The sequence below is a fragment of the Ruania halotolerans genome (assembly GCF_021049285.1).
Taxonomy (GTDB): Bacteria; Actinomycetota; Actinomycetes; order Actinomycetales; family Beutenbergiaceae; genus Ruania; species Ruania halotolerans.
In genome coordinates, this window is sequence record NZ_CP088017.1 from 3,858,610 (window position 1) to 3,882,102 (window position 23,493).

The window sequence follows — 23,493 nt, forward strand, 5'->3', positions numbered from 1 at the left end:
ATGACGACCTGGATCCCCCCGGTCACCGACATCCTGCCCACTGATCACGACCGCGCCGTACTCGTCGGACGCGCCTGGCTGCCCCACGCCCCGGGTCCCGCGGTCGTGGCCGTCCGCGAAGGTGAGCTGCAGGACCTCTCGGCCTCCTTCCCCACGATGCGTGATCTCACCGAGCAGCCGGACCCGACCGCGGCCCTCGCCGGGGCGAGTGGCCCCTCGGTCGGTACGCTCGAGGCCCTCTGGGCCAACACCAACACCGACCGCCGCGATGACGCACTGCCCTGGCTGCTCTCACCGGTCGACCTGCAGGTGATCAAGGCCGCGGGAGTGACGTTCCCGGTCTCGATGATCGAGCGCGTCATCGAGGAACGAGCCCGTGGCGAGGCGGCGACCGCGGAGAGTATCCGCAGCACCGTCATGGAAGCGATCGGCGGGGACATCGCCGATCTCGTCCCGGGCTCGGCCGCCGCCGCGCGGCTCAAGGAGGTGCTGCTCGAGGCCGGGATGTGGAGCCAGTACCTCGAGGTCGGTATCGGGCCGGATGCCGAGATCTTCACCAAGGCGCCGGTGCTCGCCTCGGTCGGGCCGGGTTCCGAAGTCGGCGTGCTCGCCGAGTCGGAGTGGAACAACCCCGAGCCCGAGGTCGTGCTGATCGTCTCCTCCGCTGGCGCGATCATCGGCGCCACGCTCGGCAACGACGTCAACCTCCGCGACATCGAGGGCCGCTCCGCGCTGCTGCTGGGGCGGGCGAAGGACAACAACGCCTCGGCTTCACTCGGTCCGTTCCTGCGGTTGTTCGACGCAGGTTTCACCCTCGACGACGTGCGCAGCGAGTCCGTCTCGCTCACCGTCACCGGTGCGGACGGATTCCAGCTCGAGGCGGGCTCCGATATGGCTCGTATCAGTCGCGATCCCGCCGATCTTGTCCGCCAGGCGGCTGGCAATCACCATGCCTATCCCGACGGCTTCGTGCTCTACCTGGGCACGATGTTCGCCCCGACCGCCGATCGTGACCTGGCGGGCCACGGCTTCACCCACCACCCTGGTGACGTGGTCCGGATCGCCTCACCGGGGCTGGGCGCGCTGATCAACCGCGTCCAGCACAGCGAGTCCCTGCCTGCGTGGGAGTTCGGGATCGGCGCCCTCATCTCCAACCTCGCGCAGCGAAACCTGATCGGAAGGATGACTCGATGACCACCCTGTCGACGACCGACCCCCGCACCGGCACCACCACACCCACGCTCATCGAGCAGACCACCCCCGAGCGTCTCGTCGAGATCACCACCCTCGCCCGTGATGCCTTCCGCAATCTGAGCACCCGCAGCCGCGCCTGGCGCGCCGGGCTGCTGCAGGCGCTCGCCGACGGCCTCGAGGAGGACCGGGAGGCTCTCGTGAGCGCCGCGATGAGCGAGACCGGACTGCCGCAGGCGCGCCTGACCGGGGAGCTGACCCGCAGCATCTTCCAGCTCCGACTGTTCGCCGACGTCGTCACCGAGGGCGGGTACCTCGAGGCAATCATCGATCATGCCGGCGACACTCCGCTTGGCCCCGGCCCCGACGTGCGCCGCATGCTCGTGCCCCTCGGCCCGGTCGCCGTCTTCGGGGCGAGCAACTTCCCCTTCGCCTTCTCCGTCGTCGGTGGCGACACCGCCTCTGCGCTCGCAGCGGGTGGCTCCGTGGTGATCAAGGCGCACGGCTCGCATCTGCTGACCTCTCAACGCTCCTACGAGAGCCTCGCGCGCTCTGCCGCCGCCCATGGCGCTCCCGAGGGAACCATCGGAATCGTCTACGGCCAGCAGGCGGGGGCGGACCTGGTCCGCGACCCCCGCATCACCGCCGTGGGGTTCACCGGGTCGCTGTCCACCGGGAAGATCCTGCAGTCCCTGATCGACGAGCGCCCCACGCCCATCCCCTTCTACGGCGAGCTCTCCAGCGTCAACCCGCTGATCGTCACGGCGGGCGCCGTGGCCGAGCGCGGCGAGGAGATCGCCGAGGGGCTGTATACGTCCTTCACCGCATCCGCCGGGCAGTTGTGCACCAAACCGGGAATCGCGCTGGTCCCGGAAGGGGAAGCCGGTGACGCACTCGCCGCCGGCCTGGTCTCGCGCGGCGGCGCCGCCGATCCGCAGACGCTGCTCAACTCCCGCATCCACCACAGTTTCGACGAGATCCGCACCCGGTTGATCGAGGAGGGGCACGCACGCAGTCTGCTGGCACCCCGGGCCGCTGAGGAGGGCTTCGCCCGCACCCCCGCCGTGCTGGAGATCGACGCCGACCACGTCACTCCAGCCGTCACCGAAGAGGCCTTCGGACCGCTGATCGTGCTCGTCCGCTACCGCGACCTGGCGCAGATCGGCGCGACCCTGGCCGCGGTCCCCGACTCGCTGACGGCGACGATCCACTCGGCGGCTGGCGAGGCGCAGGAACGGCAGGCTCTGACCGAGGTGGTGCGGGACGTCGTCGGGCGGATCATCTACGACGGCTACCCCACGGGTGTGCGAGTGTGCTGGGCGATGCACCACGGCGGGCCGTGGCCGGCGACGAACACCCAGCACACCTCCGTGGGGGCCACCGCCGTGCGCCGGTTCCTGCGCCCGCTCGCCTGGCAGGACGCACCGCAGGAGGTGCTGCCGCCTGAGCTTCGTGAGGGCCAGGTGGGCATTCCCCGACGCGTCGACGGCGTACTGCGACCCTCAGGCAGCTGACAGCGGGGCCGATCACCTGCGCGCCGCCCGGCGGACAGGTGATCGGCCGCCGTCAGTCCTCGCCGAGGAAGAGCTCCACCACCGGGACCGCGACCTCGGGCCGGACGGCAGGTAACTGCAACGTGACCGTGCCTGCAGGCTGCTCACCGGGGGTGATGTGGTCGAGCTGATGGTTGGCGTCGGTCCGTTCGCCGCCGGCCACCCGCACCTGTAGCTGGGAGCCGTCATGCAGGAACCGCGCGAACTGTACCGAGCCGGGCAGATCCCGCAGGTGCACGTGCTTGAGCGGCCAGTGCAGCAGGTGCACGTAGATCCGGTCAGCGCGCGCGGTGAACGCTGTCCCGGGCGCCGGGGTGGCCGCCACCGGCCCGGCCCCGACGATCGCCTGGCGGTGCAGGCGCATCCACTCGGCGAGGACCCCGAGCGAGGCCGCATCGCTGCCGGTGATCGCACCCCGTCCGTCTGGGCCGATGTTGAGTAGGAAGTTCCCGTTCTTGGACACGATGTCGATCAACGTGCGGATCAGCAGGTCCGGGCTCTTGAGGTTACGGTTCTCCCGGTCATACCCCCACGCCCCGTTCATGGTGTGGCAGGCCTCCCAGGTCTGCCAGGCGCCGTCGTCGGTCATCATCGGGGCGTCCGGCAGGTACTGCTCCGGGGTGACCAAATCGCCCGGGATACCCAGCCGGTCGTTGACCACCGCTCCCGGTTGGAGCTCGCGCGTCATCGCGAGTAGACCGGCCGCGTCCCAGTCCTTCGGCCCCTTGCCGACCCAGCCGTCCTGCTCCCACGGGTAGGTGAAGTCGTAGAAGACGTAGTCGATCTGCCCGTACCCGGTCAGCAGCTCACGCACCTGCCCGTGCAGGAACCGGCGGTAGCTGTCCATATCGCGACCGGAGTTCAGCTCGGCGGCATCCGGGCGGTCCCGGAGCGGGTGCTGGAAGTCGATCGTGAAGTCCGGGTGATTCCAGTCGATGAGCGAGTAGTAGAGGCCGACCCGCAGCCCCACTCGGCGGCACGCCTCGACGGTCTCTGCCACGAGGTCGCGACCGAAGAACGCGGTCGAGCTGTAGTCGCTGAGGTTGGTCTCGTACAGTGCGAACCCGTCGTGGTGTTTGGCGGTCAGCACCAGATAGCCCATCCCGGCGTCCTTGGCTGCCCGCGCCAGGGCGTCGGCGTCGAACAGGTCGGGATCGAAGTACCTCGCGAGCCGCTCGTACTCCGCCGGGTCGATCCGCTCGTTGGTCATCACCCATTCGTGCCGGGCCAGTGCCGAGTAGACGCCGAGGTGGACGAACATCCCGAACCGGTCGTGGCTGAACCACGCCGGCACCGCGCCGGCCATCAGAACAGGCTCGTCTTGGCGACTCGCCGCGCCAGCCAGTTGGCCATCACGAGCATGATGACGGCGATCACGGACTTGAACAGTCCGATGGCGGCGGCGTAGGAGTACTGGGGGATCGAGGAGGCGAAGGCGACGTTGTAGGAGTAGGTGTCGATCACCTCCGAGACATCGAGGTTCAGGGGCGTCTGCATGAGCAGAACCTTCTCGAAGCCGACAGAGAGCATCGAGCCCATGTTGAGGATCAGCAGCGTCACCATCACCGGCAGGATGCCCGGGAGGTCGATGTGCCAGATGCGGCGCACGATCGAGGCACCGTCCACCTTCGCCGCCTCGTGCAGCTGGGGGTCGATACCTGCCAGCGCCGCGAGGTAGATGATTGCCGAGTAGCCCAGCGTCTGCCAGGCACCGGACCAGACGTAGGTGTGCCGGAAGAAATCGGAGCTGAGGAAGTCGGTCGGCTGGCCGCCCATTCCGACGATCACCTGGTTGACGATGCCGCCGCTCGGGGAGAACAGCATGATGATGATGCCGACGACCACGACGGTGGAGATGAAGTAGGGGGCGTAGGTGATCAGCTGCACCGTGCGTTTGAACTTCATGTTGCGCACCACGTTCAGCAGTAGCGCCAGGACGATCGGCAGCGGGAACAGCGCCAGCAACTCGTAGAAGTTCAGGATCAGGGAGTTCTTGATGACGGTCCCGAACTGGAAGGAATTCACGAACTGATCGAGATACTTCAACCCTGCCCACGGGCTGCCGCTGATCCCCAGCGCCACACTGAAGTCCTTGAACGCCATCTGCAGGCCGTACAACGGCGCCCACATGAACAGGATCCCGTAGACGAACGGCGGCAACAGCAGGACGTACAGGCGCCAGGACCGCTTCAGGCGCAGGCCGAGCGGGTACTGGTGCTTCTTCGTCGGTCTCCGGCTTGCCGAGCCGGGCGCGGGCGCCCTCGGAGTGGGCGGTGCGGTGGTCGTCGGTGACGTCATCGTTCAGGCTCCCTGGCTCACTTGAGCGATCCGATCAGCGCACCCTTGGTGAAGTGCTTCTGGACGAACGGATAGGCGATCATGGGCGGGATCATCGCGACCACGATCAGGGCGTACTTGAGCTTGTCGAAGAGTTCCTTGCGCCGGATCAACTCGGAGACATCACCGCCGATCATGGACGGGTCCACCTGGCTCTGGGTGAGGATCTCGCGCAGCACCAGCTGCAACGGGAACAACGTGTCATCCGAGAGGTAGAGCAGCGCGTTGAACCAGCCATTCCACTGCGTGATCGCGTAGAACAGCACGTTCACCGCGATGATCGGCTTGCTCAGCGGGATGGCCATCCGGAAGAAGAAGCGGAAGTCAGTGGCACCGTCCACCTGCGCCGCCTCGAGCATCTCCTTGGGAATGTTCAGCCGGTAGAACGTCATCGTGATGATCATGTTGAAGACGTTCAGCACGCCGGGCAGCACGACCGCCCAGATGGAGTTCATCAGACCGAGCGCGTTCACGATCATGTAGGTCGGGATGATCCCGGCGCTGAACAGGAACGGGATGAGGAAGAAGAACATCAGGCTCCGCCGGAAGGGCAGATCATCCCGTGAGAGCACGTAGCCGGCCAACAACGTCAGGAATGTCCCGATCGCCGAGCCCAGCACCGTGTAGAGCACCGAGTTGAGGAAGCCTCGCACCAGGCGTGGCGAGCCGAATACCTCCGTGTACGCGTCGACGTTGATTCCGACCGGCCACAACCAGACGTCGCCGCGCGTGAGCGCGTCGGCACTGGAGACCGACGCGCTCAGCACGAAGACGAGCGGGTAGAGCACGGACAGGGTGAACACCGCCAGCAGCACGTAGGTGCTGATCATGAAGGCGGCATCGCCCCCGGTGTACTTCATCCGGCGAGCACGGAGCATCGGCAGACTCACCCCTGACGCGCGTCGAAGACCTGCTGGTGCAGGTCGAGGTACTCCGGCAGTCCCATGGCACCGAACGCGGACACGTACTCCTCCCACGCGGCGTCGTCGTTGATGTCGAGCTCGCCGATGGCGAAGCTCGCCATGTGCTGACGTACGTGACTCTCGATCGAGGTGGCGATGTCCGCGCGACGGGAGGCCTGTGTCTGGTCGAAGATCAACGACGGAAGGTAGAACTCACGGGGCTGCTGGTAGGGCTCGTACTCCGTGGTCGCGTTGTAGAGGAATACCTCCAGGTCGGGGTTGTCCGGGTCGGACACTTGACCGAGACGGAAGTCGTTGGAGTTGTAGGCCAAGGCGAGGCCGCCCAGGCTGGTCCCGGCCGGGGCGGGCCAGGTCTCGCGGTCCCAGATGGCCTGTTTGCCGTTGATACCGACGTCACCTTCTTCGGCGAAGTTCCAGTTGTCGGTGGTTCCGTTGGCGGCGCGCAGCGAACCCTCGAGAGTGAACATGTAGTCGAGCCACTGCACCAGTACCTCGGGGTTCTCGCACTTGCTCGTGATGACGAATGGTCGGCTGCGGTCGGTCTCCCAGTCCCAGTTCGCGTAGCGCACCCCGTTCGGCCCCTCGAGCGGTGGCACGGAGACGTAATCGCGCCATAGGGCGTCCGGTTCGTCGGAGATATCGGCGAAGAAGCCCCAGTAGTAGCTGCGCACGAAGCCCAGGCGGCCTTGATTTCCGGCCTGGAGCAGCTCGTCGGAGCTCATCGTGAAGGCGGAGCGGTCCAGGGTGCCGTCGTCGCTGAGGGTGCGCAGGTAGCGCAGTCCCTCGCGCCACTCATCCTTGTCGGCGACGAACTCGACTTTGCCTTCGTTCAGGCGCAGCCACCCACCACCATCTCCCTCCGAACCCGGGTTATACAGGAACGAGTTCATGATGTAGTTGTCGATGAAGTCGTTCGGACCGCCGCCGGAGAACGGAATCATCTGGCCGGTGCCGGACGGATCCTGTTCCTTGAAGAGCTTCAGCACCTCGCGCAGATCCTCGGTGGTCTGCGGCATCTCGGCCCCGACCGCCTCGAGATATTTCTGGTTGATGAACGCCCGCGAGGGGCTGACCCGGCAGTGGTAACAGTCGTTGGGGACGGCCATCTGGTACTTGTGCCCATCCGTGGCGGTGAGAGCGGCTCCCCACTCGGGGTAGTCCTCCATCACCTGGCGCAGCGCCGGTGCGTAGGTCTCGATGAGGTCCTCCAAGGGCTGGAAGACGCCTTGGCTGCCGTACAGGGAGACCTGATCGTTGGTGAAGGGGATCATCATGTAGGCGTCCGGCATGTCCCCGGCCGTCATCTGTGCATTCACGCGGGTCAGGTCGGCGTCCTCGTTGAGCACCACGTCGTAGGTGATCGGGACGCCGGTCTGTTCCTGCATCCACTGGGTGAACTCGTTGGTGTTCCAATCACCGACGTCGTTCGGGTTGAGCTTGGTGCCGACGGTGAAGGTGGCATCCCCCGTGTAAAACGGCTCCCTCACATAGGAGCGAGGGCCGACATAGTTCTCCGGGTACTGGATGCCTTCGGTGATCTCCTCGCCGAGCTGCACCTGCTCGACGCCCTCGACGCCGCTCGCCTCGATCTCGCTCGGCGCCTCGGCCTCAGGGTCGCCGCCGCAGGCGGCGAGGACGCCGGTCGTGGCAAGGGCTCCGGCGCCGGCGGCACCGTAGCGAAGCAGCGAGCGACGGTCGAGGTCGCGCTCCAGGGGGTTGAACGTAGACATGGTCTTACCTCTCTTCGTTGAGACTCACGCAGGATGGACATTCGTCAGCGCCAGGCCGACGACGTTCTCGATCGAGTCCGGCTCAGCCATCGACTCGAACGTGCTGTCACAGATGTGGACGTCAGCGATGGGGCTGTGGGCGAACCCGGCCAGATGCAGGGCGCGTCGGGCCCGGCCGACCCGGACGTTGGTGATGCGGATGTGGCGCACGGTCGGGGTGCGTGGACCGCGCAGACCCTCACCGCGCAGGAAGTTGCAACTGAGGAACTCGCGCTGGAGCTCAGAGGCTTCCACGTCGTCGACGTAGACGTTCTCGACGTACCCGCCTCGTGCGGCGTTGGTCTTGATGTACAGGCCGTACCAGAGGCCGGGGCCCCCGATCGTGCAGCGGCGCACGTAGACGTCACGGACTCCGGAGGTCAGCTCGCTGCCGATGGTGAAGGCGCCGTACTTCATGGTCATGGTGCAGTCCTCGATCACCACGTTCCGGCACGGCTCATCGACCCGTTCCGCGTCCTCCTCCCGCCCTGCCTTGATGGCAATGGCGTCGTCGCCGACGTCGAACCGGCAGCCCCGGATCACCACGTCGGTACAGGACTCGGGGTCCACGCCGTCGTTGTTGGGGCCGTGGGTGTCGAGGTGCACATCCTCGACGAGCACACCGGTGCACAGGACGGGGTGAATCTCCCACATCGGCGAGCGAACGATCCGCACGCCCTGCACCCAGACCCCCTCACAGCGGTAGAACTCGATGAAGTTCGGCCGGAAGTTCCGCGCCGGTGCCATGACGCGCTCGGCCGGCGGCACGCCCTGGTGCACCAGTTCGACCAGGTGCTGCCAGTCGCGCTCCTGCTCGACGACGCCCGGGTGCCAGCCGAACTCCTCGAGGCCGCACCACGGCCACCAGTGCTCGGTGTCCGCACCACCGTCGAGGGTGCCGGAACCGGTCACCGCGACATTCACGGCATCATGGGCGGTGATCAACGGGGAGTACCCCATCATCTCCACGCCCTGCCACCTGGTCAGCACGGGCGGAAGGTAGCGCTCCGGCTCGGGGATGAACCGGACCGTCGCCCCCGCGCTGACGTGCAGGTCGATGTTGCTGTGCAGACGAATCGGCCCGGTGAGATAGGTACCCGCGCCGAGCACCACCCGGCCACCCCCGGCCCGTCGCACGGCGTCGATGGCGGCTGCGATCGCGGCGGAGCAGTCGGTCACGCCGTCGGCGAGGGCGCCGTGATCCTCCACCCGCGCCTCGTGACGGGGGAAGGTCGGTGCCTGCACCCGGCGCACGATGGCATCGGCCCGGTGCCAGCCGGGGCCGTTGTCCTGCCAGTCGTCGAGGTGCATCGTTGCCTTTCGTTCCCACGTCCTCGTGCGATCAGATACTCGGAAGGTACTATGTATGACCCTTATGGTCAAGGTCGTACCTATGATGTATGCCGTCAGGCATTGAGTCGATTCATCACAGGGCCAGCGAACCCGCTGGTTCGGGTCGATGAATCCCACTGGGGCGGTAGTTGAGCGAGCGGCCGACGCCAATGAGGTCAGCGAGATACCAGACGATGGCCAACCACATCTCCGTCCCGCGCAGGCCCGGGGTCTCGGCCAGGGGGTCGCGTCCGGTACCGGACTCGGCCGCGAAGCCGAAACCCTCTCCAGGCCGCCAGTGGCCCAGTGCATCGGACAGCAGCCTGGTCGCCACCTGCCGGATCTCGTGCTGGCGATACGCACCGGTCCGGCCCGCCAGCCACAACGGGTGCGCGACATCCAGCACGTTGCATGCGTTCTGGCGGTCGGGGCTGAAGTAGCGGGCGTCCTGGGCGTGCGCGAGCACCGTGTCCACGACGCGCTCGGGATGCGGCAGGGGCAGCCCGAACTGGGCGAACGACCCTCGCGAGGTGCGGTAGAACCCGTTGACGGTCTCCAGCCGGCCCGAGCGCGGGTCGTCGGCGCCCCACATCCCCGTCCTCGGGTCCACGTGGGTGTGCAACCAGCCGAACAGCCCGGCCGCGGTGGCGGCACTGTGTGGTGTCCCGGCGCGGGTATTCCACAGCAACGCCGTACCGAGCATGTCGGCGACGTTGCTGCTGCGCCAGGGGCTACCGCGCCACGGCAGCGAGTCCAGGAGCTCGACCAGTCCATCGGCGGCGAGCCGGTCCACCGCGTGGATCGGGTGGGCGAAGCCTGCTCCGAGCACCTCGAGGGCGTACCCGACGCAGAGCACGTGATAGTGCGCATCGTCGACGCTCAGATCGGTCACCGTCGGACCGGGCCGCCCGGACGCGTCGAGCTCGGCGATCATGCCGGAGACCGGGTCCTGCAGCCCGCGCAGCCACGCGACGTGCTCTTCGCGGCTCAGCTGTGACGGGACGTCGCCGGTCAGGTAGGCCGCCACCTCGACGGCGTCGCAATGGGCGCGTACCGACGGCGGGTGCCCCGGCGCATCGACGTACCGGCCAGTGGCCGCGTCCCAGGATCTTGCGAGCACCTCCTCCGCCTGCTCGCGCACCATCTGGTCGAACGCGCGCAGCTGCTCGGCCAGTGCGGGTTCATCGGCAGGCGAGGAGGCGGCCGTGAGCGGAGCGAGCTCGGGCACCCGCCACTTGCGCACCGTCGCCGGGTTCCCGGCGACGATCGCCCCGGCCGGCACGTCCTTGGTCACGATCGACCCAGCTCCGACGACGGCGCGGTCACCGATCGTGATCCCGTCCAGGACCATCACGTGCGAACCGATCCAGACGTCGTCGCCGATGGTGATGCCCCGCTGGGAGGTCGGCTGCTTGAAGACGGGCAGGTCCGGGTCGGTGATCGTGTGGTTGAAGGCCAGCATCGACGTGTGGGCGCCGATCCGCACCGAGTGGCCGAGCCGGATGTTTCCCCGGATCACGCAGAACGGGTTGATCGTGCAGTTCGGGCCCGTCAGCAGCGTGCCCGTCAAGTAGGCGTGCCCGGAGATGTAGGAGCTGCGCCCGAGCGTCAGCGTCTCTACCTGGATGGCGGCCAGCGGTGAGATGAAGCACCGCTCACCGATCGAGGAGTCCGGCCGCGAGCGCAGGAACTGCTCTTGCTGGGCGAGCTGCTCGGCCTTCTGCTCTTCGCTGGCCTCAACCCAGAAGAACCAGGAGGAGTAGTCGTAGTGGTCGCGGTCGAAGGGGTTCGTCTCGATACCGGTCCTGGTCTCGCTCATGCCATGCTCCTGATCGGGTTCTCGTACAGCCAGTCGAAGGAGTCCTCGCGCTCGGTGCCTGAGACGCTGCGACCGGTGAACTCCTGGTCGGCGGCGACAGCGCCGAGGATCACGTACGCACCGCGGCCGGGGGCGAAGGTGTGCCGGCCCGCTTCGTAGCGGAAGGCGTGCACGTCCACTGCCGGGTTCCAGGAGACGGTCACCGCTGAGGTCAGCACCGGGGTGAGTCCGCCCCGCTCGTCGGCGTGCGTGTTCGTCTCCAGATCCGGCACCTGCAGCCAGGTGGGGCTGGAGTCCTTGAAGTAGCCGACCAACAGGTGCCCGTCCTGCGCCAACGAGAACTCCACGCTCGCCTCGCCGCCGAGCACCGCAGACTTGGCGAACCGGACCCCGCGCAGGCCGGTCAGCTCCTCGGCGAGGGCGACCACCGGCTCGTCCACGTCGTCGAACAGCGCCTTCCCCTCCGCCACCTCGAAGACCTCGCCGCCGGCGTGAACCGTCAGGTCGATCCCGCGGAATCTGCCCGGTAATGCCGGGCGCTCCGCGACGGCCGGCGGGAGGTCGCCACGGGCGAGGATCTCGGCGTTGGCCCGCAGGTTGGCCAGCTCGGCCTCATACTCGGGCAGGCATTGCTGCCAGTGCCCGTACACCTTGCCGTTCGGGAACGGGATCTTGCGCTGCGGCGTCTGCATGCTGTTCGCGTACCAGTAGGTGCCGGCCGTCAGGCCGGCCAGGCGGCGGTACACCTCCACGCTCGCCTCGACCAGGGAGACCGCCTCCCGCAGCCGGCCGGCGATGGCGAGAGGTTCACCCGCGAAAGTGGCCCGGGCGCGCAGGATCTCGACGGCGGCCCGCACCCTCAGGTCGTAGAAGTCGGCCAGCAGCGCGATGGCTTGCGCGTCCCCGGCGAGCCGCTCGTACTCGGCTCCCCCGGTGCGCACTGCGGCACGCCCTGCGTCCACGGCGGCCTGCGCCCGCGAGGCGAAGCGCACCGCGTCCTCGACGACGTCCAGCGGGGTCTCCCCGATGTGCGTGCCCCCGGCCACCTCAGTCGCGACGAACTCCTCCAGCCGCTCCCCCGCCGGCGCGTGGGAGAGCCACAGGTCGTCGTAGGCGCGGTGCCGGGCCGGGTTGGTGAGCTGGCTGAGCGTCATCCCGAGGCTGAGGGTCTGGCGGTTGCCCTCGGTGATCCCCAGGCGCCGCACCAGTCGCGGCGCGACCTGACCCATCGCCTCGAGCGTCTCGAGCGCTGCCGCTCCGGCAGCTTCCGAACCGAACTGCCCGGCGAGGCGCCCGGTCCAGTAGCGGCGCTCGTCGTCGGCATCCCGGTCGCACTTCCAGGCGTAGCGGTGCCAGGCCTCGAACCAGATCCAGTCCCGGTCGAGCTGACGCAGTCTCGGCTCCGCCTTGTCCGGTGAGAGCGGCCACTCCCAGTAGAACAGCGGGTACAGGTGGAGCCCGTTGCTGTCGAGGCGGTGGCGGATGGCGCGGACGCTGCGCTGGATGAAGGTGACGGCACCGTACCGGAACGGTTCGAGGTCGGCCAGGATGTGGATGTTGACCACATGGACCCCACCGAGCGAGGCGAGGTAGCGGTGGGTGCGCTGCCACTTCCCGCGCGGATTCCACGTGGTGAGGGACTCGCCGTTGTACTTGGCCTCGGTGTGCAGTGCCGGATACCGGCCGGCGGTGGCCTCGATCACCGGCTTCGGGTCCAGGGAGTGCGCACGGAGCAGGATCGGTGGTGGCGCCTGGGCGCCGGCGGCCGCCACACCATCCTCGACGGCGGGCAGGATCGTCTCGGTGAACCACTCGGTGCCGTAGAGGTCGCCCTGCAGCACCTCACCCAGGCAGACGTACAGCCCCACCTGCGGGAAGTCGCGGACGAAGTCGGTCAGGACCGCTCTGGTGTACCGCGAGGTGAGCTCGGTCGGCCGGGGCTGGTGCAAGGGGATGTCGTGATGCCGCGCGAACGGCAGCGGGATGTGGATGTTGTAGAACATCAGGAACAGCTGGATTCCGCGGCGGCCGGCCTCGGCCACCATCCAGGCGAGAGTCTCCCGGTTGAGCGCGAGTTCGTCCGGGGTCACCTCGAGCGCTTCCGGGTACTGCGCCGTCTGCACGAACGAGGCGAACGGGTGCCCACTCCACAGGTAGATGACGTTGGCGCGCTGGGAAAGCAGCGTCTCGAACATCTCCAACCAGAGGTCGCGGTCGTAGAACCAGCCGAAGCGGTCGGGGGTGATCGGGTACTCATACACCTGCCGCGGCGGTTCCACCTCGGTGAGCTGGAGCCCGATCGCCGGCCCACGCAGCTCCAGGTCGGGGGTCTGGCCGGCCTCGAGGTCCCACGGGATCCCGCCCTCGGCGGCGATCAGCCGAGCCAGCTCCAGGCAGCCGTAGAGCACACCGACGTCGTCGCCGCCGGTCACCACCAGGATCCGGCCCGGGAGCATGCTCAGATAGAAGCCGTTCGGACCCGGTGCCCCGGTGTTGTAGAGCAACCACTCCTGCTCCTCCAGCGCGGTGATCGCGGGCGCCGTGCGAGCACCGACAACGACGCACACCTCCCCGCCCTGCGGACGCCGGATCGCGGTGCCGAGCGGTTCGTTCCGGTAGTCGAGCCCCGTGTCGGCCAGGGCACGGCCGAGCATCTCGATCCCGTGCTGTGCAGCGGGACCGACATCGGCGGCCGGGCTGATCACGACGGCGTGCTGCGCTGAGCCGGACACAAAGAACTCCCGTAGTTCTGCTCGGTGGTCTCGCCGATCGCGGGCGAGACGGCGACGATAGCATCGTGCGATACCAGATACAATGTCTTGCGATCGAAGGGTGAGACTGGTAAAGATGGGTCGCATGACCCCACCACCGGCGGTGGCTGAGCCGCCCTCTCGACCGGCGCTCGCCCTCGAACAGCCCGTCTCCCGAGGCGATCGCGTCCGCGACGTCATCCAGGCGGCGATCCTTGATGCACGCCTGCCGCAGGGCACCCCGCTGGTCGAGCGGGAGCTTTCCGCCATGCTCGGAGTCTCGAAGACCCCGATTCGCGAGGCGCTCAAGCAACTGCAGTCCAGCGGCCTGGTCGTCTCCACCGCCTATCAGGGGATGCGGGTGCGGGTCCTCGACGCCGCGATCGTGCGTGAGGTGACCGATGCCCGGCTCGCTGTCGAGCCGCAGGCGGTCCGGATGGCGATCAACTCCCGGGGCGCGAGCCGCTTCGAGGAGGCACGTGGCCTTCTCGCCCGCACCGAAGCCTTGGTCAGTGCGGACGACACCGCCGAGCTCAGCGTGACCAACCGCGCATTTCACCGCTGTCTCTACGCCGCCTGCGGCAACGATCTGCTCATCGACTTCCTCGACAAGTTGCAGGCGCTGAGCAGCTTCATCGCCACCGCCGGCTGGCACGTGCAGGCGACCTACGACGAGGAGCTCACCGAGCACACCCGGCTCTTGGAGGCGTTCGAGCGGGCCGACGTCGAGTCGGCCACCACGCTGCTGCGCAGTCACATCAGCACTGCAGCAGCGGGCACTCTCCGCGCGCTCGAGAACGGGTCGCACGCGTGAGCGTGATCACCGCGGTGCGGCTGACCCCGGTCAACGTCGCCCGATCGACCGGCTTCGTCTGCGGGCACGTCATCGTCGAACTCGATACCGACGACGGGCTCCTCGGCATCGGCGAGATGTCCGACCTGCAGCACCTGCCCCGGTTCCACCCTGACGTGGATGACCTGACCTCGACGTTGCAGGCGATGCTCATCGGCGCTGACATCTGGAACACGAACCGGCTGACGGGGCTACTCGCCGAGGCCTTTCCTCCTGCCGGAACCCTCTACGACAAGGGCGCGGTGATCCGCTGTGGCGTCGACATCGCACTCTGGGACCTACGCGGCAAGGCCACCGGGCGCAGCGTGACCTCCCTGCTCGGCGGGGCGGTGCGCGAGGCACTCCCGGTCGCCTATCCGATCTTCCGCCAGCGCAGCGAGGCTGACGTCGCGGCCAACCTCGAGGTGGTCGCTGATCGCCTGGCGGGCGGGTTCTCGATGTTCCGGATCTACGTCGGCGGAGACCTGGACCTCGACGAGCAGTTCCTGCGCCTGCTGCGCGAACGGTTCGCCGAACGGATTCAGATCAAATCCCTCGACTTCTCCAACCTCCTGGACGCGCCTGCCGCCATCCGCTTCATCGAGCGCACTCGCGATGTCGACTACGCCCTGGTGGAGGCCCCCGCGTACGAAGGTGACATCGACGGCCTGGCCGAGGTGCGCCGTCGGACCTTGATCCCCGTCAGCGAGCACATCTACGACGCCCGTTCGGCCCTCCGGCTCGCCTCCGAGCGTGCCGTGGACGTGTTCAACGTGGGGCTGTTCGCCCTCGGGGGCATTACCCCCGCCCAGCAGGTCATCGCCATTGCTGAGGCGGCCCGCCTCGAGTGCCTCATCGGCACCACCCAGGAACTCTCGATCGGGACCGCAGCCGCCGCACACCTGGGACTGGCGACCGTGAGCGCGCGGGTCGCTGCCGACCCGGTCGGACCACTGCTCTACGACGGCGACGTCGTCACCGACCCGGTGACCTACCGCGAGGGCCGGCTGACGGCGCCGACCGGACCCGGGCTGGGGATGACCATCGACGCTGATCGTCTGCTGCAGGCATCCGGTCCGTTGCGCTGGGATGCCGGTTCCGGTTCGGTGATCGATCGGGTGAGGGTGAAACCATGAACGCGGGGCGGTTCGCCGGCGCGCGGGTGCTGATCACCGGCGGGTCGCGCAACATCGGGCGAGCGATCACCGAACGGTTCGCCGCGGAAGGCGCGCACGTCGCGATCAACACCGTGGTCGAGGGTGAGGCCGAGGAACTCGCCGGTCTGCTGCGCACCGGGAGTCGCCGGGCGATCGCCGTGCCGGCGGACGTCTCCGACCCGGCGGCCGTGGAGCACATGCTGGCGCGGGTCGAGTCCGAACTCGGGGGAATCGACGTGCTGGTCAACAACGCCGCCGTGCCGATGCTCGGGCGCGTACCGTTCTTCGACCTGACGCTGGCCGAGTGGGACCGGCAGTTCGCGGTGGGGGCGCGGGGAACCTATCTGTGCACCCGGGGGGCAGCCGAGCGGATGGTGGGCGGCGGCAGCATCATCAACATCTCCTCCATCGGGGCCACCAAGGCGCACCGGGAGGCGGTCGCCTACGACGCGACCAAGGGCGCGATTGAGGCGTTCACACGCGCTGCCGCGCTGGAACTGGCGCCCCACCGGATCCGCGTCAACGCCATCGCACCGGGTGCGATCTCGAACGCGCGATACCAGGGCGAAGATCCCGCCGTCCAGCAGGCTGAGGTCACCCCCATCCCACTCGGGCGCGCAGGCACCGGCGGTGAGGTGGCCGGTCTCGCCGCCTACCTCGCCTCGCCGGAGGCGGCCTACATCACCGGGCAGGTCATCACCATCGACGGCGGCCTCAGCGTCCAGGCCAGGCAGGCCACGGCCGAGATCGCGCTCGTCTCTGAGCGGGAAGGTTCTGCATGAGGATCGAGCTCGACGGCGTCACCGCCGTGCTCGTCACCGGGTACCGCGACGGGACCACACAGGTGAACCAGGACGCAGTGTCCGCCCTGGCCGCCCATGTCAGCAACGGCGGGGTTCCGGTATTGACCGCACTGGGCAACACCGCCGAGGTGCATCAGCTTCAAGGCCCCGAACGGAGTGCGGTGCTGCAGGCCGTGGCCTCAGCCGGGCACTCCGGCACGCTGCTCGCTGGGGTCGCGGGCCCGATGGCCGGGATGCTCGAGGAGATCGAGCTCGCGCATGCCCTCGGTTACCACGCGGCGATGGTGCACGAACCCGCCGACCCGTTCGGTGACGGAACCGGTCTCGTCCGCTTCTACACCGAACTCGCGCACATGTCTGCGCTGCCGCTGGTGCTGTACCTGCGCACCACGCGCCTGTCGGTCGCGCAGCTGCGCGACCTCGCCGACCACCAGCGCGTGGTCGGCATCAAGTACGCGCGACCCGATCTGCACACCCTCGGATCGCTGCTGCGGGACGGGTCCGGGTCCCGATGCACGTGGATCAACGGTCTGGCCGAATGGAACAGCCCCGCATTTGCCGCGATCGGCGTCACCTCATTCACCTCAGGCATTGCCAACGCCCGCCCGGAGATCGCGATGGCCGTGCACCGTGGCCTCACCACCGGCGATCTGACCGCGGTGCACCGCCTGATCGAGGAGTACGTCGGCCCGGTGGAGGCGCTACGGGCCGAAGGCTCTGGCCGCTACAACGTCTCGGTCATCAAGGCGCTGCTGCGCTGGGAGGGCCTGGAGCTGGGCGGGGTGCGAGCACCGCACGGCGAACTCGACGAGGCGGCGCTGGCACGGCTGGCCACGGTCTCGACGCTCCCGGCGGCGATAGCCTCGGCCACGACCTGAGCATCCTGACCGAGGGAGAGACATGACCGCACCGCGCCCAGTGGCCGGCTACCTACTCGATCCGAACGCCCTGGAGGCCGTCTTCGGAAGCGCCGAACGAGCACGGGTGGACACGCTGCTCACCATCAGTGACGACGTGCACGCCACCAAGGAGTCCCTCCTCGCCTCCCCTCGGTTGGCGCAGATGGAGGTGCTCATCGCCGGCTGGGGCACGCCCCGCCTGACGCCGGAGCTGCTCGAGAAGATGCCGTCGCTGCGACTGGTGCTCTACTCCGCCGGATCGATCCGCCCTCTGGTCACGGAGGAGTTCTGGGAACGCGACATCGACCTAGTCTCAGCTGCCGACGCCAACAACGACCCGGTGGCGGAGTACGTGGTGGCGAACACGGTCCTGGCGCTCAAGGGCGAGCACCGCGCGATGACGCATTTGCGCGCCACACAGACGTTCCTGCCCGATCACACCGGCCTGGGGATCGACGAACGGCGGATCGGTTTGGTCGGCTTCGGCTCGATAGCGCGCAAGGTCGCCGAGCGGCTGCGCCGCTTCGGCCACCACATCGGCGTGTGGGACCCGTACCTGGACGAACGGGACGCCGTCGGCGTTCACCGGCACGAGACATTGACGGAACTGTTCGCAGGCAGCGACGTGGTGAGCATCCACGCGCCCTGGATCGCCGGGGAGAACGACCAGCTGGTGGGCGCGGAGGCCCTCGCTGCGCTGCCCCATGGCGCGACGTTGATCAACACCGCCCGCGGCGCCCTGGTGGACGAGGACGCCCTGGTGGACCTGCTGCGCCGGCGGCACGACCTGTACGCCATCCTCGATGTGACCTGGCCGGAGCCGCCCCCGAGCGGCAGCCCCTTGTACGACCTGGAGAACGTCAAACTCACGGGGCACATCGCCGGCAGCATCGGCACCGAACGCCGGGCGCTGGGCAGGCTCGTGGTCGGCGAGCTGGAGCGCTGGATCGACGGCCGGCCGCTCGAGCATCAAGTGACCGTGGGTGCCGCGCGGCTACGCGCCTGACCGCGACCAACCCCCTCCATCCCCGACGCGCACCCGAGGAGTCCCATGTCCAGCGACCGCATCGAGGTGTTCGTGCACCCGAACGGCTCACGCTACGCCGACGGCTCCCAGGGCTATCCGGTGGGTTCACTCCTGACGGCGATGGCCCTGATCCGCTCCCGGCGCACCCCGGGCCAGCGCGCCGTGGCGTGGGTCGCCGGTGGTCGCTACAGCCATCACGAGACGCTGGCGCTGGGGCCGGCGGATTCCTTCACCTCCTTCGTCGCCCTCGATCCGCAGGACCCGCCGGTCTTCGACGGATCCGCAGCGATCACCGGCTGGCGGCCCGTCACCGTCAACGGTCACGAGGTGCTGGCGGCCCCGGCACCGGCGCACGGTGGCCGTGCGTTGTACCTGGAGGGAGAGCGCCGCTCCCGCCCGCGCCTGCCCCGCACCGGGCGGCTGCGCATGGACAGCGCCGGCGACCTCGACCCCGCGGCTCACGGCGTGGGCACCATGTTCGACGGGGGCGACACGTTCACCTTCGCCGAAGGTGACATCCCGCAGTTGTCCGAGCCGGAGCGGGTGGAGGTGGTCGTCCCGCACTACTGGGTACAGGAGCGCCTGCCGATCGGCAGTATCGACCACCAGACGCGGACTGTCGTCAGCCCGTACCGCAGCCTGTTCGCGCTGCGCGACGACAGTGCGAAGACTTTCGCGACCTACTTCCTCGACAACGTCGTGGAGGCGCTCGGCGAGGCGGGCGGTGAGTGGTACCTGGACGCCTCTGGCGCCGTCAGCGGTCTGGGCTCGGCACACGTGCTCTACGCCCCGCTTCCGGGGGAGGATCCGGGGTCCCTGCGGGCCCAACTGCCAGTGATCGACGTCTTTGTCCGGATCGAGGGCAGTGCCGCGGAGCCCGTGCGAGAGGTGCGCTTCGAGCACATTGAGTTCGCCTACGCGGACTTCCGGACTGCACCCTCAGCGGTTCCGCCGTTCGGCGTGCGGGAGGACCCGCTCCTGCCCGCGGGCGAGTACGGCAGCGACATCCAAGCCGCCAGCCAGATCCCGGCCGCGGTGCAGCTGCGGTACGCCCACGCCTGCGCCATCATCGGTGGCGGCGTCTCCCACGTCGGCGGCTACGGCATCGAGCTCGGCGAAGGCACCCGTGGTGCCCTGCTCTCCGGGATCGAACTCACCGACCTGGGTGCCGGCGGCGTCCGGGCGGGCGGCAGCGCTGAGGCAACGTCGCCGGGGTTCGTCAGTCACAACGAGATCAGCGATTGCACGATCCGCTCCGGCGGGCGCGTCTACCCCGGCTGCGTGGGCATTCTGGTCCAGCACGGCGCGCATCACGTCATCGCCCACAACGAGATCGCGGACATGCTCTACACGGCGATCTCGGTGGGATGGGTCTGGGACTACCACGCCAGCTCGTCGGTCGGGAACATCATCGAGGGCAACCACCTGCACCACCTCGGCCAGGGAGAGCTCAACGACATGGGCGGCATCTACCTGCTCGGGATCGCGCCGGGCACCGTGGTCCGCCGCAACCACATCCACGACGTGCAATGCCGCAACTACGGCGGCTGGGGCATCTATCTGGACGAGGCGTCCTCGCACGTAATCGTCGAGGGCAACGCCGTGCACGACACCTCCAGCCACTGCATGCACCTGCACTACGGACGCGAGAACATCGTCCGGGACAACCTCTTCGCGTTCGGTGGCGAGGGGCAGGTGGCGATCACCCGGCCCGAGGATCAGGTGGGGCTCACCATGATGAACAACGTGATCCTCGGGCATGGTCGACCGGCCTTCGGTGGACACCATGACCGCCCGGACGACGTGCGCGCGTTCAACGTCCGCAGCGATCTCAACCTCATCTGGGACTACGCGCCCGCACCGGGTGCTGTGATAGCGGCCAACGGGCGAGTCGAAGTCGCCGACGGGCATCGCAGCTGGTCGCTTGTGCACGGCGCGGACGAGGAATGGCTCGCGGCAGGTCGCGACGCCCATTCTGGCGTCTCCGATCCGCTGCTGCAGGACCCTCGCGCCGGCGACTTCACCCCACTCCCGGACTCGCCCGCCCACGATCTGCAGACCGCCCTCGCAGCGATCACCGACGCCGGACCCCGCCCGGCCGACCGGCGCCGGCACCCGTCCGGGCAGTCAACGCTGCCGGACCCGACCCCACCCACACGCGCACGATCAGTCTTCTAGCGACGCAGCGCCCACTGAAGCCCTTGTGGTGTGGATCCGGTGCGCCACGTGCATTGGATCCACATCGTTAGCGGTCCGGGTCCGGCTGCGGGCACGCCGGGCAGGGGCGCGGGGTGCCACGCCAGCCGCGGTTGCGCAGGATCGTCGCGATCCACCCGGCTGTGCGGCACGGGGTGGTGAACACCAAGCCGTAGGTGACGCGCGCCGTGGGAGCACCCGTGGCGGCCAGGCTCTGCCAGGTCACGGTCGGCATCGTTGTCGCGCGCGGCGGCACCGGAGTGGAAGGCATAACCGTCGAGTTCGACCACCAGTGAGTACCGCTCGTACCGAACGTCCTGAAAGGTGGTGGCGCCCGTGGCGGCGCTGACATACTGCCGGCTCGCACGCGGCAGACCGTGGGCACGCTCGATGCGGTCGCGGTAGCCGCGCTCGAGCACCGAGCATGCGCCGTCTCGCACATCGGTCAGCATGCCGGCGATCATCGTCCGGCCGTGGACACGACTCCTGGCCTCGAGTGTGGCCAGGATCCGCTCGATCGTGGTCTGCCTCGAGCCCACTACCCGCGCAAGGTCAGCGAACGCGCCAGCAACATCGCCGACGCGGATCTTCGCCGACATGCCATCGATGGTCGCGTGATCGATCCGCAACCGCGGTGGCGAGCGCTGCCACAGGACCCGCTGCTGCAGGCCAGTAGTGCAGTGAACCACCACGCCGTCCTGCGCGCTGACCGTCCGCCCACGAGCGATCGCGATGTGCACTCTGCCGGGCGGTGGGCCTGGTAGCGCCGAGGGGCCGGCAAGCGCCGCAGGCCAAGCCCCGAGCACCGCGGCCCACTCCCGCTGGCGCCGCGTCAACGGGCCGGTGTGGTCCACGTACACGCCAGGATGGATCCGCCGGATCTCGCGCCGTCGAACCAATCGCTGCAGATCGTGAGGTTCGGCGCCGGCCTCGAACAGCTGCCGGCGTGTGATGACACCGTCCTGCCGCAGCCGCAACTCCACCACCGCCGGGTGAGTGATCTCGAGTCGCGACCTCATGCGCGCCCACCGTGCCAGATCGACGTGGCCACCACGCCCGGACCGTCGGCTGCGGTGGACAGGCAGCCATCGGCGCGTAGCTGTGGACGACGCCCGCCCCCTTGTGGTGTGGATCCGGTGCACGACGCACACCGAATTCACACCACAAGCGGGCCGCGCGACCGCCGCCACGAGTAGGGAGCGACCCGCCAGATCAGCCGCGCAGTTCGAGGTACTTCTCGATCAGCGCCTTCGTGGAGGCGTCCTGGCTCTCGAGCGCTTCGGCGTCCCCGGCCACGGCGGGCGCGAGCTCACCGGCAAGCTGCTTGCCCAGTTCCACCCCCCATTGGTCGAAGGAGTCGATCCCCCAGACCACGCCCTGCACGAAAGTGATGTGCTCGTACAGAGCGATGAGCTGGCCGAGCACGGACGGTGTCAGCGCCGAGGCGAGGATGGACGTCGTCGGCCGGTTGCCCTCGAACACCCGCGCCGGGACGATCGCCTCGGCCGTTCCCTCCGCACGGACCTCCTCAGCAGTCTTACCGAACGCCAGCGCCTTGGTCTGCGCGAAGAAGTTCGCGAGGAACAGCCCGTGGACATCCGTCTCGCCATCTCGCAGCGGGTGCGCCGGATTCGCGACGGCGATGAAGTCGGCCGGAATGAGGCGGGTGCCCTGGTGGATCAGCTGGTAGAAGGCATGCTGGCCGTTCGTTCCGGGCTCGCCCCAGAAGATCTCCCCGGTGTCAGTGGTGACCGGGGAGCCGTCCCAGCGCACGCTCTTGCCGTTGGACTCCATGGTGAGCTGCTGCAGGTACGCGGGGAAGCGGTGCAGGTGCTGGGCATAAGGAAGCACGGCGTGACTCTCCGCACCGAGGAAGTTCACGTACCAGACGTTCAGCAGCCCCATCAGCACCGGCACGTTCTGTGCCAGCGGGGTGGTACGCAGATGCTCGTCCACGGCATGGAAGCCGGCCAGGAACTCCGCGAAGCGCGCTGGGCCGATCGCGATCACCAGCGAGGTGCCGATCGCCGAGTCCACGGAGTAGCGCCCGCCCACCCAATCCCAGAACCCGAACGCGTTCTCCGGGTCGATGCCGAAGGCGGCCACCTTGTCGAGTGCGGTGGAGACGGCCACGAAGTGCTTCGACACGGCCCCGGTGCGCGCCTCCTCGGAATCCTCGATGGCGTCGGCGGCCTGCAGGTTCTCCCAGAGCCACGCGCGGGCCATCCGTGCGTTGGTGAGGGTCTCCAGGGTGCCGAACGTCTTGGAGGCAACGATGAACAGCGTGGTCTCCGGGTCCAGGTCCTTGGTCGACTCGGCCACGTCGGTGGGGTCGATGTTGGAGACGAACCGCACCTCGAGGCCACCGGCCACGTAGGGCTGCAGCGCCTCGTACGCCATCACCGGGCCGAGGTCGGAGCCGCCGATGCCGATGTTGACCACCGTGCGCACCGGCCGGCCGGTCACCCCGGTCCACTCCCCGCTGCGCACCTTCTCAGCGAATGCGTACACCTTGGCGAGTTCGGCGTGCACATCGGCGTCCACGTCCTGTCCGTCCACGTGCAGCGGCGGCTGCGCACCGGCCGGCCGGCGCAGCGCGGTATGCAGGACGGCCCGGTCCTCGGTGACGTTGATGTGGTCGCCGCGGAACATCGCCTCGATACGGTCGCCCAGGTGCACATCCTCGGCGAGGCGGACCAGCAATTGCAACGTCTCGTCGGTGACGAGGTTCTTCGACAGATCCACGTGCAGATCGGCCACCTGGTGGGTGTGGCGGCCCGCGCGCGCAGGGTCGTCGGCGAACCAGCCCCGCAGATCCGGCTCGAGGGTGCGGCAGTGGTCGATCAGCTCGGTCCAGGCGGCGGTGCTGGTGGCGTCGATGGGGGTGCTGGTCACGGTTTCTCCC

At 68.4% G+C, this 23,493-nt stretch carries 17 protein-coding genes; 8 read left to right on the forward strand and 9 right to left on the reverse strand.

Annotation, left to right across the window (positions count from 1 at the left end; genetic code table 11):
• Positions 1-1,194: a fumarylacetoacetate hydrolase family protein gene (locus LQF10_RS17485; RefSeq protein ID WP_231065088.1), complete on the forward strand. Its 1,194-nt coding sequence runs from the start codon at positions 1-3 to the stop codon at positions 1,192-1,194.
• Positions 1,191-2,705: an aldehyde dehydrogenase (NADP(+)) gene (locus LQF10_RS17490; protein ID WP_231065089.1), complete on the forward strand. Its 1,515-nt coding sequence runs from the start codon at positions 1,191-1,193 to the stop codon at positions 2,703-2,705. The genes LQF10_RS17485 and LQF10_RS17490 overlap by 4 nt, the downstream gene beginning before the upstream one ends.
• A gap of 52 nt (positions 2,706-2,757) precedes the next feature.
• Here LQF10_RS17490 and LQF10_RS17495 read toward each other — a convergent pair whose 3' ends face one another.
• The 7 genes from LQF10_RS17495 to LQF10_RS17530 form a co-directional block, all read right to left on the reverse strand.
• Positions 2,758-4,050: an alpha-L-fucosidase gene (locus LQF10_RS17495; RefSeq protein WP_231065090.1), complete on the reverse strand. Its 1,293-nt coding sequence runs from the start codon at positions 4,048-4,050 to the stop codon at positions 2,758-2,760.
• Positions 4,050-5,042 (reverse strand): ABC transporter permease, encoded by a 993-nt coding sequence (locus tag LQF10_RS17500; RefSeq protein ID WP_231065091.1) that lies wholly within the window; start codon positions 5,040-5,042, stop codon positions 4,050-4,052. The genes LQF10_RS17495 and LQF10_RS17500 overlap by 1 nt, the downstream gene beginning before the upstream one ends.
• A gap of 17 nt (positions 5,043-5,059) precedes the next feature.
• A complete protein-coding gene (locus tag LQF10_RS17505; protein WP_231065092.1) occupies positions 5,060-5,959 on the reverse strand; it encodes a carbohydrate ABC transporter permease in 900 nt (299 codons plus the stop codon).
• Between the two features lie 8 nt (positions 5,960-5,967).
• A complete protein-coding gene (locus LQF10_RS17510) occupies positions 5,968-7,734 on the reverse strand; it encodes an extracellular solute-binding protein (protein WP_231065093.1) in 1,767 nt (588 codons plus the stop codon).
• A gap of 24 nt (positions 7,735-7,758) precedes the next feature.
• Positions 7,759-9,084, reverse strand: a complete 1,326-nt coding sequence (locus LQF10_RS17515) for a glycoside hydrolase family 28 protein (RefSeq protein WP_231065094.1) — start codon at positions 9,082-9,084, stop codon at positions 7,759-7,761.
• Positions 9,085-9,199: 115 nt separating this feature from the next.
• On the reverse strand, positions 9,200-10,924 hold the full coding sequence (locus LQF10_RS19415; RefSeq protein ID WP_290371117.1) for an acyltransferase: 1,725 nt from the start codon (positions 10,922-10,924) through the stop codon (positions 9,200-9,202).
• Complete coding sequence (locus LQF10_RS17530) at positions 10,921-13,656, reverse strand: hypothetical protein (RefSeq protein ID WP_231065095.1); 2,736 nt, start codon at positions 13,654-13,656, stop codon at positions 10,921-10,923. Before LQF10_RS17530 ends, LQF10_RS19415 begins: the two co-directional genes overlap by 4 nt.
• Before the next feature lie 124 nt (positions 13,657-13,780).
• Between LQF10_RS17530 and LQF10_RS17535 the strand changes: the two genes are divergently transcribed.
• From LQF10_RS17535 to LQF10_RS17560, 6 genes are read left to right on the forward strand one after another with little or no spacing between them, the layout of a single operon-like run.
• Positions 13,781-14,488: a GntR family transcriptional regulator gene (locus LQF10_RS17535; RefSeq protein WP_231065096.1), complete on the forward strand. Its 708-nt coding sequence runs from the start codon at positions 13,781-13,783 to the stop codon at positions 14,486-14,488.
• Positions 14,485-15,642, forward strand: a complete 1,158-nt coding sequence (locus tag LQF10_RS17540; protein ID WP_231065097.1) for a mandelate racemase/muconate lactonizing enzyme family protein — start codon at positions 14,485-14,487, stop codon at positions 15,640-15,642. Before LQF10_RS17535 ends, LQF10_RS17540 begins: the two co-directional genes overlap by 4 nt.
• Positions 15,639-16,445, forward strand: a complete 807-nt coding sequence (locus LQF10_RS17545; protein WP_231065098.1) for an SDR family NAD(P)-dependent oxidoreductase — start codon at positions 15,639-15,641, stop codon at positions 16,443-16,445. Before LQF10_RS17540 ends, LQF10_RS17545 begins: the two co-directional genes overlap by 4 nt.
• Positions 16,442-17,344: a dihydrodipicolinate synthase family protein gene (locus LQF10_RS17550; protein ID WP_231065099.1), complete on the forward strand. Its 903-nt coding sequence runs from the start codon at positions 16,442-16,444 to the stop codon at positions 17,342-17,344. The genes LQF10_RS17545 and LQF10_RS17550 overlap by 4 nt, the downstream gene beginning before the upstream one ends.
• 22 nt (positions 17,345-17,366) lie before the next feature.
• Positions 17,367-18,371 (forward strand): hydroxyacid dehydrogenase, encoded by a 1,005-nt coding sequence (locus LQF10_RS17555; protein WP_231065100.1) that lies wholly within the window; start codon positions 17,367-17,369, stop codon positions 18,369-18,371.
• 45 nt (positions 18,372-18,416) lie between these two features.
• Positions 18,417-20,570, forward strand: a complete 2,154-nt coding sequence (locus tag LQF10_RS17560; RefSeq protein ID WP_231065101.1) for a right-handed parallel beta-helix repeat-containing protein — start codon at positions 18,417-18,419, stop codon at positions 20,568-20,570.
• Here LQF10_RS17560 and LQF10_RS17565 read toward each other — a convergent pair.
• Positions 20,567-21,607 carry a type IV toxin-antitoxin system AbiEi family antitoxin domain-containing protein gene (locus LQF10_RS17565; protein WP_231065102.1) on the reverse strand — a complete coding sequence of 347 codons (1,041 nt, stop codon included), beginning with the start codon at positions 21,605-21,607 and terminating at the stop codon, positions 20,567-20,569. The genes LQF10_RS17560 and LQF10_RS17565 overlap by 4 nt on opposite strands.
• A 193-nt stretch (positions 21,608-21,800) precedes the next feature.
• Complete coding sequence (gene pgi, locus LQF10_RS17570; protein ID WP_231065103.1) at positions 21,801-23,483, reverse strand: glucose-6-phosphate isomerase; 1,683 nt, start codon at positions 23,481-23,483, stop codon at positions 21,801-21,803.
• Positions 23,484-23,493: the final 10 nt, after the last annotated feature.